Below are 12,367 nucleotides of genomic sequence, written 5' to 3' on the forward strand. Positions count from 1 at the left end.
ACATGAAGAAGTTCCTCGCCGCGCTCCTCAGTTCCACGGTGTTTTCGGCGCCCGCATTGGCCGCCGCGCCCGCGATTCCACCGAGCTACGTCAATCCCTCCGTCCTGCTGCGGCAGGTGACCGGCCTGACGGCCTCCTGCGCGGGCGACAGCACCTGCTGGACCGGGAACATCAGCAATCCGGCGGGCTCGGCCTACGCCTATAACAACGTCAATTTCTGGGTCGGATCGCAGGCCAATTCCGAACTGGGCTGGCTCGCCGCGATCTCGAACAATGGCGTCGTCTATGATCCGGTGACGTTCGGCTTTCCGGGGTCTTGGGGCGGGCTGCTCTATGCCGTCCCGCTGACGCCCGGCGTCTGCACGCCCAACGCCACGCTGACGATCACGCCGAGCGCGCCGAGCGGCACGCCCGCCAATGCGGCATCGGCCTTCACGGTCACGACCGACGCCAATGGCTATGTCCAGCAGGTCGGCCAGAAGATCACGCCCGCGACGCAGGGTTCCGGCTATGTCGCCGGGGTGACTTTCGCGGTCAGCGGCGGATCGTGCTCCACCGCGATCACCTGGACCTGGGCGCTGACCGGCTCCGGCTCGTTCGGCACGCCGGGCGACACCACGGCGGGGATGCTGTACCGCATCCGCAATGACGTCTGCGCCAACCCGCCGGATATTCTGTTCATCGAGGCGGACACCAACGACATCACGGCGGGCAACAGCTACGCGACCATCATCGCCAATCTGCAAGCCTCTGTTCAGGCGGCGCAGGCCTGCGGCGTCCAGCGCGTCGTTCTCGCCCCGCTGACGCCGCGCAATAACGGAACCGGCGGCTGGACCGTCGCCATGGACCAGATGCGGATCCATGTGAACGGCTGGAGCGCGGCCTATGCTCAGATGTCACGCAAGGCGGCCAATGGCGCGGCGCAGGTGGTTTCCTTCGACGTCGACCATCTGTGGACGGACGCCACCAATTCCAACGGCAATCCGCTCGCGGCGATGACCTATGACGGGCTGCACCCCAGCCCTCAGGGCGCATTCTTTTGGTCGCTGGCGGCCTATGCCGTGGTCAAGAATTGGCTGGCGCCCAACGCCTATATGCCGAACAGCTACAGCGATTATTATCACGCCACCAACAACCCGGCGGGGAACTTGCTGCAAGCTTCAGGCACGCCATGGGGCCTATTTTACGGGGCGACTGGAACGGCGAACGGCGGGTGTACGCCGTCAGCCAACGTCGGCACGGCGTGGACCGTATCTGGCTCCTTCACTGGCACGCCGACCTGCACGGCGTCGCAGGAGACGAACGGCAATCGCACGGACGGTTTGAGCGGCCAGCGTCAGGTTGTCACGGTCAGCGATGTGACTGGCGGCACGAACGAACAGTTTTCGATCTCTAACTTCTACAACTACAGCGCAAATCTGACGATCGGAACCGATCTGATCTTTGGCCAGGTCGATCTTGACCTGTCGAACCAGTCGAACACCGAATATGTCGGCTTCGCGGTTCAGGAGACGGCGACGGTCCCGCAATGGTCCACCTGCCTCTATGCTGGCTCCGTCGGCGCAGCCTATCCGCTGCCGTCGAGCGCGGCGCTCGCCAAGCTGGACGACGCCAAAAATCTGACGGACTTCGGCAAGACGGCGGCGGGGTCGTTCAAGATCACCTGCCGCACGCCGCGCATCAAGACGCAGGCCGCGGCGAGCGCGTGGACCACGACGATCAAGTCTGCCGGCACGGCCTCCGGCGTGACCTGGACCGAGACGATCAAGGCGAGCAACGCCGCCGTGCGCAAATACGGGCAGTAAAAACCGATGTCCAAAGAGGGTCAGGCGCATGGTGACAACGTATAACCTTCGCGCGTCCAACAATGCCACCTTTCGCTGGACGCGCGACCTGTCGCAATGGGCGGCGGTCTACAATCTCTCGGCCGCCACGATCCGGATGCAGGCGAGGCTCTCGCCTCTCGCGTCGGCGCCGATCGCTTACGAATGGAATTCGGCCAATTCCAACGGCGGCCAGGTAGCCTTCAATTCGATGACCAATCTTGCAGTTTTCGCAGCTCCGCTCGCGGACATGCTGAGCATGTCGAAGGCTCTTTATTACGACTGCCGACTCGAATTTACGGGCGGCGCGGCCGTGATCCTGTTCTCCGGCCACATACTCTGGACGCAGGGGCTGACGCGCGCGAGTACCGATGGCGCGGCGGTCGGCACTTCCGGGATAGGCGACACAGTCAGCGTTGACGGCGAAATCTCTGCAGCAACTGTCCCGCTGCCGCTTTCGCTGACGGCGGCGGTTGCCGCCGCGCAGGCGGCGGCGGCCTCGGTCACGGCATCTGGCTTGGCGACCCAGATCGCCGCCCTTCCGAAAGCCGAGCGCGCTGCTCTCTTTCAATCCCTGATCGCCTCCGCCGAAGTCTATTCCGGGTCGGGCCCGGCGCCCGTTCCGACTGGCGAGGCATTTATCAACGATTCAAACTTTGTGGTGGTTGCCAAATGATGCTCATGCACTTGAAAATCCTTGTCGCGGCGCTGCTCATTGCTGGATCTGCCTCCGCCCAGGGCGTGAACCCGACCCTGAACACCTCGTCCGGCGGCACCGGCAGTTCGGTTCCTCCGGTCGTCACGGTCTATCCCGGCCAGTCCATCCAGGCCGCCTTGACGGCGGTCGCTTCGAGTGGGGGAGAGGTCTTCGTCAAATCGGGGAGCTACCCGCAAAGCACGTCGCTTTTCATTTCGTCGAACACGCGCTTGCGGTGCGAGCCGGGGGCGACGATCACATGGAACAGCGCGGGGTGGGTCGTGCAACCGCAGTTGGCGCCCTACAAGCTGGGGCTCGTCAATGCGAATTGGGCCGCGTCTTCTCTCACCGACCAGAACATTGACGTTGAAGGATGCTCGGCCATCGCGGCGGGGACATTTGCGACCGACGCCGGGTTCCACCACATCAGCATTCGTAAAGCGTCGCGAATCCGCGTCAGAGAAAATGGGTTCGCGGGCGGCGGCGACGGCACGGCCATGCTCGGCACCAATGACACGGTGATCGTGGACAATGCGATGACCGGCGCGACCAACGCCTGCTGGGATCACTGGGAGGCTCCGACCGCTTTAACCGTTCGAAACAACGTCTGTACGACCAGCGAATATGGCGTCCTCGCGACAGGCACGGACACAGCCACGACGCTGGTCGGACAGGCGATCGACGGTGAGATATCGGGCAACACCGTCAACATCGCCGGGGCCGGCGTCGGGGCGGCGGGAATTTGGCTCAATGGCCTTGGCCCGTCCGGCTCTGGCGCATCCAGGATAAAGGTTCACGACAATTCCATCGTCGGCGACGGCGCTTCGGTCTTCACCTGCCTGAATCTCAGCGGCAACAGCTCCAGCAACGATTTTTCGCGCAATAGCTGCAAGAACGGCGCGGCAGGCTCGCAAGGCTTTGGCGGTGGATCGACCGACGCCGGCGGCACGCCGCGCGACAGCGTCGTGATCGCCAACACCTTCGATAATATCAACGTCTCGGCCGGCAGCATCGCCACGATCCAGTTGCTCGGACCGAATATGCGCGCCTACCAGAACCGGGTCATGAACGGGTCTTTCCCCTATTGCGTCTGGCTCGGCTCAACCAACAATGTCGCGCTGGACAATCGATGCGACGCCGGAACGTCCGGGATGTTCAATCTGACGGGATCGACGGCGCCGATCACCAGCGCCAATGGCGGCGGCATGTCCCTGATCTCGACCAAAACCGCCAATAATTCGGCGGCGAGCCTCGATTTTGCGGCGCTGCCGGGGGGCTACAACTCGCTCATGCTCGACTGCAACAACATCGTGCCTGCGACCTATAATGTCGGCATTGGCCTGCAAGTCGGCGAGGGGTCTGGCCCGACCTGGGAAACGGCAAATTATAAATATTCGGGCTCGGCCTATCGAAACGGGACGCCAAGCAACCCGTTCTCGACTTCGGACGCGCAGATTGCGACGTACACAGTCGGGATTTCGAACAGTTTTCCCTACAGCCTCAAGGCTTATATCTCGATGATCGGTTCCTACAAGATCATCAATTTCACGGCTTCCTACATGAGCGCCGTCGACGGCCCCAACCTGACCTGGCTGACGGGATCGGGCGCCTATACGGGCGATTCGAACCCCATTACCGCCGTTCGGCTGCTCATTGGCTCGGGGAACATGGCCCAGGGGACATGCAGTCTCTACGGCCTGAGCCCGAACTGAGCGGATCTCCGCTCGAACCGTTCCCTCCCATTTCGCCGCCCTGGCCCCGCTCGAACGAATTCGCGGCGAGGCTTCTCCCTGGGGTTTTTCCATGACCGACTTCCAAAACGTGCTGCTCGCCGTCGCTCCGCACGGCAAGCCGGCGATCCGCAACGGATTCGCCGCCGCGCTGCCGGATTGTATCTTTCGCGCCAGTCTCACGACGGAGCTTCGGCTGGCGCATTTCCTTGCCCAATGCGCGCATGAAAGCGCCGGGCTGGCGACGATGACCGAATATGCGAGCGGCAAGGCCTATGAGGGCCGCAAGGACCTCGGCAACACGCAAGCCGGCGACGGCGTTCACTTCAAGGGGCGGGGCCTGATCCAGCTCACCGGCCGCGCGAATTACAAGGCCGCCGGCGATGCGCTCGGCTTGCCGCTCGAAACCAATCCGACCCGCGCCGGCGATTTCCCGGACGCCGCGCTGACGGCCGCCTGGTTCTGGAAGCAGAAGGGCCTCGGCGCTCTGGCCGACAAGGACGACATCGAGGGCGTCACGCGCTGCGTCAATGGCGGCCTGAACGGCCTCGCCAGCCGCAAGGCCTATCTCGCCAAGGCGAAGGCGGCGCTCGCCGATCTCAAGGGCGCGCTGACGGCCGGCGCGGCGCAGGAGGCCGCCAAGGCCAAAGCCCAAGGCGCGACAGGAGTCGGCGGCGTTGCCCCTTCGCCGGGGCGCAAGACCGATCCGGGCTCGGCCTATCCGCTCGATCTCGTCCGCTCGCGGATCTTGGGGCGGCAATAGAGGCGCGGATCTCGATCTTCGGCGGCTTCCCGTCGCCGAAGATTTCTCTTTTCATCTCAAGGAGGAGATCATGAACAGTCTTGTGAATATGGGGCATTGGTTGCTGGCTCGAATGGAGGAGCCTTCGACCTGGGCGGGCTCAGGCGTCCTGGCAGTCGCGGCCCATGCCTATTTCGGCGCGGCGGGCGATGCCGCGATTGCCTTGCTCGCTGCCATCGGCGGCTTTTTCGCTGTGGTCATCCCGGAAAAAAAGCCGTGAACTGGTCATCCGCCGCCGTCGCCCTGGGCAAATTGCTGCGTGCGACGGACGCTGCCGGCGCGGCGGCGCTCAAGGCCGATCCTGCATTGCTGCAGTCCGTTACGTTCGAACAGATTGTTCGTGGCGTCGGAATTGCCAGAGCCTTGCCCTGGTCCGATATGCTTTCGGTTCTGGAAGGCCATTTTTCCGATCCGCAAAGAACGGTCTCGACGATCGAGGAAGTTCTTCAGGCGCTCGCACCCTTCATTCCGGGCGTCATTCTGTTCGAGGATGCGGCGCAGGTCATCGCCGTTCTTTGCGAGCTCAATGTCATCCAGACGCAGCATGGCCCGACGGCGCCGATTTTCGGATCGGACGGCGCGCAATATCGGCCCGCGCCTTTCATCTGAAAATTCCTCAAAGGATTTCTTTCATGTTTCGCAAGCTTCACGCTGGCGCGCTTGCTGGCGCGCTCATTTCGGCCGCTCCCGCCGCGGCCATGTCGAATAACGTCATTTCGGAAATCGAGGCCGCGCTCGCTTTTGGCGATGCGGTGGTTTGCGATGTTTCGCACGTCGCCAATGTCGCCCTCATTGTCGAACAGGCCGTCAATCAGGGCAAGGCGACGCCGCTGGTTCGTGTGGGAGCGACATCGTCCGTGCAGGCGGCGAGCGATGCGATTTGCCGGAGTTTTGGCGGCGTCGTGAAACAGGGCGCGGTTGCGCGCTGAGGCGGTTCGGCGAGAGCTTTGTCCTGACGAGTGGAAACCGGAAGTGATGTCTGCTGATTTGAATGGCGGCGAATTGCCAAACTGGCTTGTCACCCTGGGCGCCAGCGCCTTGACGGCGGTGGGCGGTTTCGTCCTCGCTCTGGTCAATCGCGGCCCGGCGATGCAGGCCGCCGTCGACGAGCGTTTGCGCACCTTGATCGACGGTTATGAAAGGCGCGTCGACGATCTGACTCTGGAAGTGCATTCCCTGCGCGAGGAGGTGGTGAATTTGCGCCGCGCCCTGGCCGAGGCGCATTTGCAAACGGGTTTCGGCGCCTAGTCCATCTTTCCTGCATAGGCGGAGTTGAGGCTCCGCATTTGAGACCGCCCGGCGAAAGCCGGGCGGTTTTTTTGCGTTCCGATTCAAGCAAGCCATTCTCATATAAACATAAAAAATCATATACTTATATCAAATCGTGACCCTTCGTGAGAGACTCCGCTTGACTCTGGGCGCGTTTGGGTTTGTTTTAGAACAAATAGCGAACACTAGCAGGATGCGACCCATGCATGGGATCGATGCGTGGCGGGATGCTTCGTCGTCCCGCGCTAAAACCTTGGCCGCGTTGCGTTCGGCTCTTGCCAGGATCGAAGGCAGGCATGGCGACGGAAATCATGCGGAGCGATCCGGCCTCTTCGCCCTGGGCGCGCCGGATGTGGATGTTTTTCTCGGCGGCGGGTTGGAGCGCGCCTGCCTGCATGAAGTGCAGGCGCCTTGCGACGCCGATTGGCCGGCGGCCGTTGGTTTCGGCCTGGCTCTCGCATTGCGCGCCGCGCCGGGGCGGCCTCTGCTTTGGGCGCGGCAGGATTTTCTGGAAAGCGAGGCGGGGCGTCTGAGCGGCTTGGGGCTGGCGGAATTCGGCGCCGATCCCGCGGCCTTGTCGCTGGTGCGCGGACGCGACGCCGAGGCCGTCTTGCGCGCGGCCGTCGACGCGGCGCGGTGCAAGAGCCTGGGCGCGGCCCTGATCGAAATTTCCGGCGCCCCGCGCGCACTCGATCTCACGGCGACCTTGCGTCTGGCGCGGTCGGCGGAGGCCTCCGGCGTCACGCTTTTTCTGCTGCGCATTCGCGTCGATGGAGTGAAAACGGGACCACCCAGCGCCGCTGTCTCGCGTTGGCGCGCGGGCGCACAGAACTCCCGGGCTTTGCTTGCCAATGCGCCGGGCGCGCCTTGTTTTTCCGTAACGCTGCTGCGGCGTCGCGGCGGCGCGGCCGATCGTTCCTGGCGTTTGGAGTGGCTACGTGACCGAGGCTTGTTTCGTGAAACCGTCGAGACTCACAATGCGCCGCTATCTGGCTCTGTTCCTGCCCTTCCTGCCGACGGAGCGCTGGCGTCCTTTCCAACCTGGCGGCGCGCCGGATGAGGCGGCGCCCTTCGCGCTTGTCGAAAGGCGGAACAATGCACAGAGGCTTTATGCGCTCGATCCCGCCGCCTTGCGCCAGGGGCTTGCGGTCGGCCTGACTTTGGCCGACGCGCGCGCTCGTCTGCCGCAGCTTCGAGTCGCCGAGGCGGACCGGCGGGCGGACCGAGAAATTCTCCTGCGGCTGGCGGCGCGTTGCGAGCGCTATACGCCCCTGACGGCTCTGGACGAGCCGCATGGCCTCGTGCTCGACGTGTCGGGCTGCGCCCATTTGTTCGGTGGCGAGGCCGGGCTTCTTTCTTGCGCGCTCGGGGACATGGCGGAGCTGGGTTTTTCCGCCCGCGCGGCTCTGGCCCCGACGCCCGATTGCGCGCGCGCGCTGGCGCGCTTTTCCGCTGGCGGCATTTTCTCGCCGGATGAGGCGGCGGCGATCGCCGCGCGCCTGCCGCTCGCCGCTCTGGAGGCGGAAGAGGATGCGCTTCTCGCCTTGAGCCGCGCCGGGCTGAAAACGATCGGCGACCTGGCCCGGCGCCCCTCGCGCGCGTTTGCGGCTCGTTTCGGCTCCGATTTTCCTCATAAGATCGAGCGGCTGCTCGGACGCGAGGATCTGCGCGTCAGCCCTTTGCGGCTGCCGCCCGATTGCATGGTCGAGCGGCATTTTATCGAGCCCTTGATGCAGCGCGAGTCCATCGAAGCCGTCTTGCAGGATCTGATGCAGGAGGCCCGGGCGCTGCTGGAGCGGCGCGGGCAGGGCGGGCGCCTTTTCGAGGCCAGTTTCTTCCGCGCCGATGGTTTCGTCCGCCGGCTGTCGGTCGAAACCTTGCGGCCGACGCGCGACCCGAAAATTCTTGTTCTGCTGTTTCGAGAAAAGCTCGACTCCCTGGCCGATCCGCTCGATCCTGGCTTCGGTTTCGACGCCTTGCGCCTCGCTGTGCCGCGCGCCGAAAATTTTGAAGCCGCGCAAGGCGATTTCGATGCGGCGGCGGCTCGGGAAACGGAGCGAGAATTGAGCGAATTGCTCGATCGCCTGACGACGCGTTTCGGCCGCGCCCGCGTGCTTCGTTTCATGCAAGGCGACTCTTATGCGCCCGAACATGAAAGCCGCGCGGTCCCCGCCGCGACGGCGACGGCTCTGTCCAAGTCCAATTTATCCAACAAGATCTGGCCCACGCCGCAGGAAGACGAACCTCCAGCGCGGCCGCTCACTCTGTTCGATCCGCCGCAGCCGGTCGAGGTTCTGGCTCTGGCGCCGGACAGCCCCCCGGCGCGCTTCCGCTGGCGCCGGAAGATGCATGACGTGCTGCGCGCGGAAGGGCCGGAGCGCATCGCGCCGGATTGGGCGCATTCCGGGCCGCAAGAGCCGACGCGCGATTACTACCGCGTCGAGGATGTGGAAGGCCGGCGTTTCTGGCTGTTCCGGCGCGGCCTTTACGAACGCGGCGATGAAGCGCCGCGCTGGTTTCTGCACGGGCTTTTCGCGTGATCTCTTACGCCGAACTGGTTTGCGCCAGCAATTATTCCTTCCTGCACGGAGCTTCGCCTCCGGCGGATCTGATCGGCGCCGCGCTGCTCATGAATTATAGCGGTCTCGGCCTGTGCGACCGCAATTCCGTCGCCGGCGTCGTGCGCGCGCTCAGTGCGTTGGAAGAATTTGCGCGCGCCGAGGGCGAGCTTTCCGCGCGCGCGAAAAAATTCAAATTGCTGGCTGGCGCGCGTCTGGCCTTTGCCGACGGCGGGCCGGACATCGCCGCTTATCCGGCCAGTCGCGCGGGCTGGGGGCAATTGTGCCGCCTGCTCACGCTCGGCAAGCGTCGCGCCAGAAAGGGCGAGTGCCTCCTTCGTCTCGACGATCTTCTGGCCGACGCCAGCGATCTTCTGCTGATCGTGCTGCCGACGCAGGCTTTCGACAGTCTGGAGCAAACGCTTGCGCGTCTGCGCGCGCAATCCTGCCGGGTTTGGCTCGGCGCCAATATGCCGCGCGGCGGCGCAGACCGCCGCCGTCTTTTGCGCTTGCGCCAACTCGCGCAGGCGCAGGGCGTCAAGCTGCTGGCCCAGAACGATGCGCTTTACGCTGGCCCGGAAGACCGCGCCTTGCAAGATGTGCTGACCTGCGTGCGCGAACATCTGACGCTCGCGCAAGCCGGGCGCCGGCTCGAAAGCAACGCCGAGCGGCATTTGAAAGAGCCGCAGGAAATGGCGCGCCTCTTCGCCGACGCGCCGGAGGCGATCGAGGAGATCCCGCATTTTCTGGCGCTCGCGCAATTTCATTTGCGCGAACTCACCTATGAATATCCCGACGAGCCGGTTCCGTCGGGTTGGACGCCGCAGGATTGGCTGGAGGAATTGACGCGCCGCGCCTTGCCAGCACGCTATCCGGTGGGCGCGCCGCAAAAGGTGCGCGATCTCCTCGCGCAGGAGCTGGCGCTGATCAAGAAGCTCGATTACGCGCCTTATTTTCTCACCATCCACGACATTGTCGCCTTCGCGCGCGAGCAGGGCATCCTGTGCCAGGGACGCGGCTCGGCGGCCAATTCGGCGGTCTGTTACGTGCTTGGAATCACGGCCGTCGATCCGGCGGAAAACGATCTGCTGTTCGCGCGCTTCATTTCCGCCGAGCGGCGCGAGCCGCCGGATATCGACGTCGATTTCGAGCACGAGCGGCGCGAAGAGGTCATCCAGCATATTTACGAAAAATATGGCCGCGAACGCGCGGGTCTCGCGGCGGCGGTGATTTCTTATCGCCCGCGCAGCGCCCTGCGCGACGTGGCGAAGGTTTTCGGCCTTTCGGAAGACATCGTCGTCGCGCTCGGCTCGCTGCAATGGGGCGCCTATGGCCCGCCGCGCCTGCGCAACGAACATATCGCCGAAGCTGGCCTCGACCCGGACAATCCGATCATTGAGCAGGTGCTGCTTTTCGCGCGGAAAATCCTGGGCTTTCCGCGTCATCTCTCGCAGCATGTCGGCGGCTTCATCTTGACGCGCGGGCGGCTGGATTCGCTGGCGCCGATCGGCAACGCCGCCATGCCGGACCGCACCTTTCTCGAATGGGACAAGGACGATATCGACACGCTCGGCCTGATGAAGGTCGATATTCTCGCGCTGGGCATGCTCACCTGCATCCGCAAGGGCTTTGACCTGCTCGCGCGCCACGGGGGCCGGCGCATCGGTCTCGCCGATGTCCCGCGCGAGGACAGGGCGGTCTATGACATGTTGTGCAAGGGCGATTCCATTGGCGTGTTCCAGGTGGAAAGCCGCGCGCAGATGAACATGCTGCCGCATTTGCGGCCGCGCAAATTTTACGATCTGGTGATCGAGGTCGCCATCGTCCGGCCGGGGCCGATCCAGGGCGACATGGTCCATCCCTATCTGCGCCGCCGCGCCGGAGAGGAAAGGGTGAGCTTCCCGTCGCCGTCGCCCGAGCACGGGCCGCCTGACGAATTGCATCGCGTGCTCGGCAAGACGCTCGGCGTGCCTTTGTTCCAGGAGCAGGCGATGAGCCTCGCCATGGTCGCGGCGAAATTTACCGAGGAGGAAGCCAATCGCCTGCGCCGCGCCATGGCGACTTTCCGGCATCTCGGAACCATCGGCGAATTTGAGTCCATGATGGTCGAGCGCATGTGCGCGCGCGGCTATGCGCGCGATTTCGCACAGCGTTGCTTCGAGCAGATCAAGGGCTTCGGCTCCTATGGCTTTCCAGAAAGCCACGCCGCGTCCTTCGCGCAGCTGGTCTATGTTTCGGCCTGGCTGAAATGCCGCCACCCCGCCATTTTCGCCTGCGCTTTGTTGAATTCACAGCCGATGGGCTTTTATGCGCCGGCGCAGATCGTGCGCGATGCGCGCGAGCATGGCGTGGAAATCCATCCCGTCGACGTCAATCATTCCCTTTGGGACAACACGCTTGAACGCGCGGCGGGCGGCGCGCTGGCGCTGCGTCTCGGCTTTCGGCAGATAGGCGGGCTGATCGAGGACGACATTGCCCGCCTCGTCGCCGCGCGTGAAAAAGGTTTTGGGACGATCGAGTCCTGTGCGTCCCGCGCCGAACTTTCCAGGCGCTGCCTGAAAACGCTCGCGGACGCGGACGCCTTCCGCTCCTGCCGCGCGCTCTCGTCCGCGCCGGAGAAACAGCTCGATCGCCGCGCGGCGCTCTGGGCGGCCCGGCGGCTGCCGGGCGCGACGCCCCTGCCGCTTTTCGCCGCCGCCGGAATCGAGGAGCTGGGCGCCGAGCCGGATGCGGAACTGCCCGATCTGCTGGTCGGCGAACAGGTCGTCGCCGATTACCAGACCCTGCGCCTGTCGCTGCGCGCGCATCCCATGCAAATTCTGCGTCCGATCCTTGCGCGCGAAAATTTCATCCGCGCGAGCGACCTGCCGGCCTGCCGCGACGGGGAGTGGAAAAAGGCGGCGGGCCTCGTGATCGTGCGCCAGCGGCCGGGCAATGGCAAAATGGTTTTCATCACGCTGGAGGACGAGACCGGAGTGGTCAATGTCGCGCTTTATTCGACCCTGTTCGAGCTTTATCGCAAACCGACCATGGCCTCGCGGCTGATGGCGGTGGAGGGGCGCGTGCAGAAGAGCTGGGCCGGCGTGGTTCATCTGCTGGCGCGGCGCATTTACGACCGCTCGGATGAACTTTTGCGGCTTTCGGAAACGGCGCGCGGCGCGCCGGAGCGCGCCCGCCATCCGCGCAATGTGCGGGCGATGCCAAAGTCGCGCGATTTTCATTGAAGGTTTCAGCGGGTTTCGGAGGTTTCGGCGGAAATTCCGCTTGGCCCCCGCCCGGGCGCGACTTTATAACAAAGCCGTCGCGGGCGTGGCGAAATTGGTAGACGCAAGGGACTTAAAATCCCTCGGCTTCGGCCGTGCCGGTTCGAGCCCGGCCGCCCGCACCATCCCCTTATACCATCTCTCATTGACCGCGACTCATAGCGGTCAACGAATCCCTCGCGTAACCTCGGCGGCGCAGTCGCGCCTAACCAAGACCCACAGGTG

The 12,367-nt window shown here is 64.3% G+C and carries 11 protein-coding genes and 1 tRNA gene; all 12 read left to right on the plus strand.

Annotation, left to right across the window (positions count from 1 at the left end):
• The first annotated feature begins 2 nt into the window (after window positions 1-2).
• Window positions 3-1,805 carry a GDSL-type esterase/lipase family protein gene (locus tag QM467_RS05785; protein ID WP_283365362.1) on the plus strand — a complete coding sequence of 601 codons (1,803 nt, stop codon included), beginning with the start codon at window positions 3-5 and terminating at the stop codon, window positions 1,803-1,805.
• A 28-nt stretch (window positions 1,806-1,833) separates the two neighbouring features.
• Complete coding sequence (locus QM467_RS05790; RefSeq protein ID WP_283365363.1) at window positions 1,834-2,499, plus strand: hypothetical protein; 666 nt, start codon at window positions 1,834-1,836, stop codon at window positions 2,497-2,499.
• Window positions 2,496-4,232: a hypothetical protein gene (locus QM467_RS05795; protein WP_283365364.1), complete on the plus strand. Its 1,737-nt coding sequence runs from the start codon at window positions 2,496-2,498 to the stop codon at window positions 4,230-4,232. Before QM467_RS05790 ends, QM467_RS05795 begins: the two co-directional genes overlap by 4 nt.
• Before the next feature lie 91 nt (window positions 4,233-4,323).
• Window positions 4,324-5,013 (plus strand): glycoside hydrolase family 19 protein, encoded by a 690-nt coding sequence (locus QM467_RS05800; protein ID WP_283365365.1) that lies wholly within the window; start codon window positions 4,324-4,326, stop codon window positions 5,011-5,013.
• A 70-nt stretch (window positions 5,014-5,083) separates the two neighbouring features.
• Entirely contained in the window at window positions 5,084-5,272 is a 189-nt protein-coding gene (locus QM467_RS05805; protein WP_283365366.1) for a hypothetical protein, read from the plus strand.
• Window positions 5,269-5,661: a hypothetical protein gene (locus QM467_RS05810; protein WP_283365367.1), complete on the plus strand. Its 393-nt coding sequence runs from the start codon at window positions 5,269-5,271 to the stop codon at window positions 5,659-5,661. Before QM467_RS05805 ends, QM467_RS05810 begins: the two co-directional genes overlap by 4 nt.
• 23 nt (window positions 5,662-5,684) lie before the next feature.
• On the plus strand, window positions 5,685-5,981 hold the full coding sequence (locus tag QM467_RS05815; protein WP_283365368.1) for a hypothetical protein: 297 nt from the start codon (window positions 5,685-5,687) through the stop codon (window positions 5,979-5,981).
• Window positions 5,982-6,027: 46 nt separating this feature from the next.
• Window positions 6,028-6,300 carry a hypothetical protein gene (locus tag QM467_RS05820; protein ID WP_283365369.1) on the plus strand — a complete coding sequence of 91 codons (273 nt, stop codon included), beginning with the start codon at window positions 6,028-6,030 and terminating at the stop codon, window positions 6,298-6,300.
• A 223-nt stretch (window positions 6,301-6,523) separates the two neighbouring features.
• Complete coding sequence (locus QM467_RS05825; RefSeq protein WP_283365370.1) at window positions 6,524-7,381, plus strand: ImuA family protein; 858 nt, start codon at window positions 6,524-6,526, stop codon at window positions 7,379-7,381.
• Window positions 7,299-8,861 (plus strand): Y-family DNA polymerase, encoded by a 1,563-nt coding sequence (locus QM467_RS05830; protein ID WP_283365371.1) that lies wholly within the window; start codon window positions 7,299-7,301, stop codon window positions 8,859-8,861. Before QM467_RS05825 ends, QM467_RS05830 begins: the two co-directional genes overlap by 83 nt.
• Window positions 8,858-12,103, plus strand: a complete 3,246-nt coding sequence (locus QM467_RS05835; RefSeq protein ID WP_283365372.1) for an error-prone DNA polymerase — start codon at window positions 8,858-8,860, stop codon at window positions 12,101-12,103. Before QM467_RS05830 ends, QM467_RS05835 begins: the two co-directional genes overlap by 4 nt.
• A gap of 79 nt (window positions 12,104-12,182) precedes the next feature.
• A tRNA-Leu gene (locus QM467_RS05840) sits at window positions 12,183-12,267 on the plus strand.
• The last annotated feature ends 100 nt before the right edge of the window (window positions 12,268-12,367 follow it).

The sequence above is a fragment of the Rhodoblastus sp. 17X3 genome (assembly GCF_030056575.1).
Classification (GTDB): Bacteria; Pseudomonadota; Alphaproteobacteria; order Rhizobiales; family Beijerinckiaceae; genus Rhodoblastus.

What these genes read in the sequence shown, in the direction of transcription:
- QM467_RS05790 (WP_283365363.1), top strand. Translation starts at nt 1,834, where the DNA reads ATGGTGACAACGTATAACCTTCGCGCGTCCAACAATGCCACCTTTCGC.
- QM467_RS05815 (WP_283365368.1), top strand. Translation starts at nt 5,685, where the DNA reads ATGTTTCGCAAGCTTCACGCTGGCGCGCTTGCTGGCGCGCTCATTTCG.
- QM467_RS05825 (WP_283365370.1), top strand. Translation starts at nt 6,524, where the DNA reads ATGCATGGGATCGATGCGTGGCGGGATGCTTCGTCGTCCCGCGCTAAA.
- QM467_RS05830 (WP_283365371.1), top strand. Translation starts at nt 7,299, where the DNA reads ATGCGCCGCTATCTGGCTCTGTTCCTGCCCTTCCTGCCGACGGAGCGC.
- QM467_RS05820 (WP_283365369.1), top strand. Translation starts at nt 6,028, where the DNA reads ATGTCTGCTGATTTGAATGGCGGCGAATTGCCAAACTGGCTTGTCACC.
- QM467_RS05785 (WP_283365362.1), top strand. Translation starts at nt 3, where the DNA reads ATGAAGAAGTTCCTCGCCGCGCTCCTCAGTTCCACGGTGTTTTCGGCG.
- QM467_RS05805 (WP_283365366.1), top strand. Translation starts at nt 5,084, where the DNA reads ATGAACAGTCTTGTGAATATGGGGCATTGGTTGCTGGCTCGAATGGAG.
- QM467_RS05800 (WP_283365365.1), top strand. Translation starts at nt 4,324, where the DNA reads ATGACCGACTTCCAAAACGTGCTGCTCGCCGTCGCTCCGCACGGCAAG.
- QM467_RS05795 (WP_283365364.1), top strand. Translation starts at nt 2,496, where the DNA reads ATGATGCTCATGCACTTGAAAATCCTTGTCGCGGCGCTGCTCATTGCT.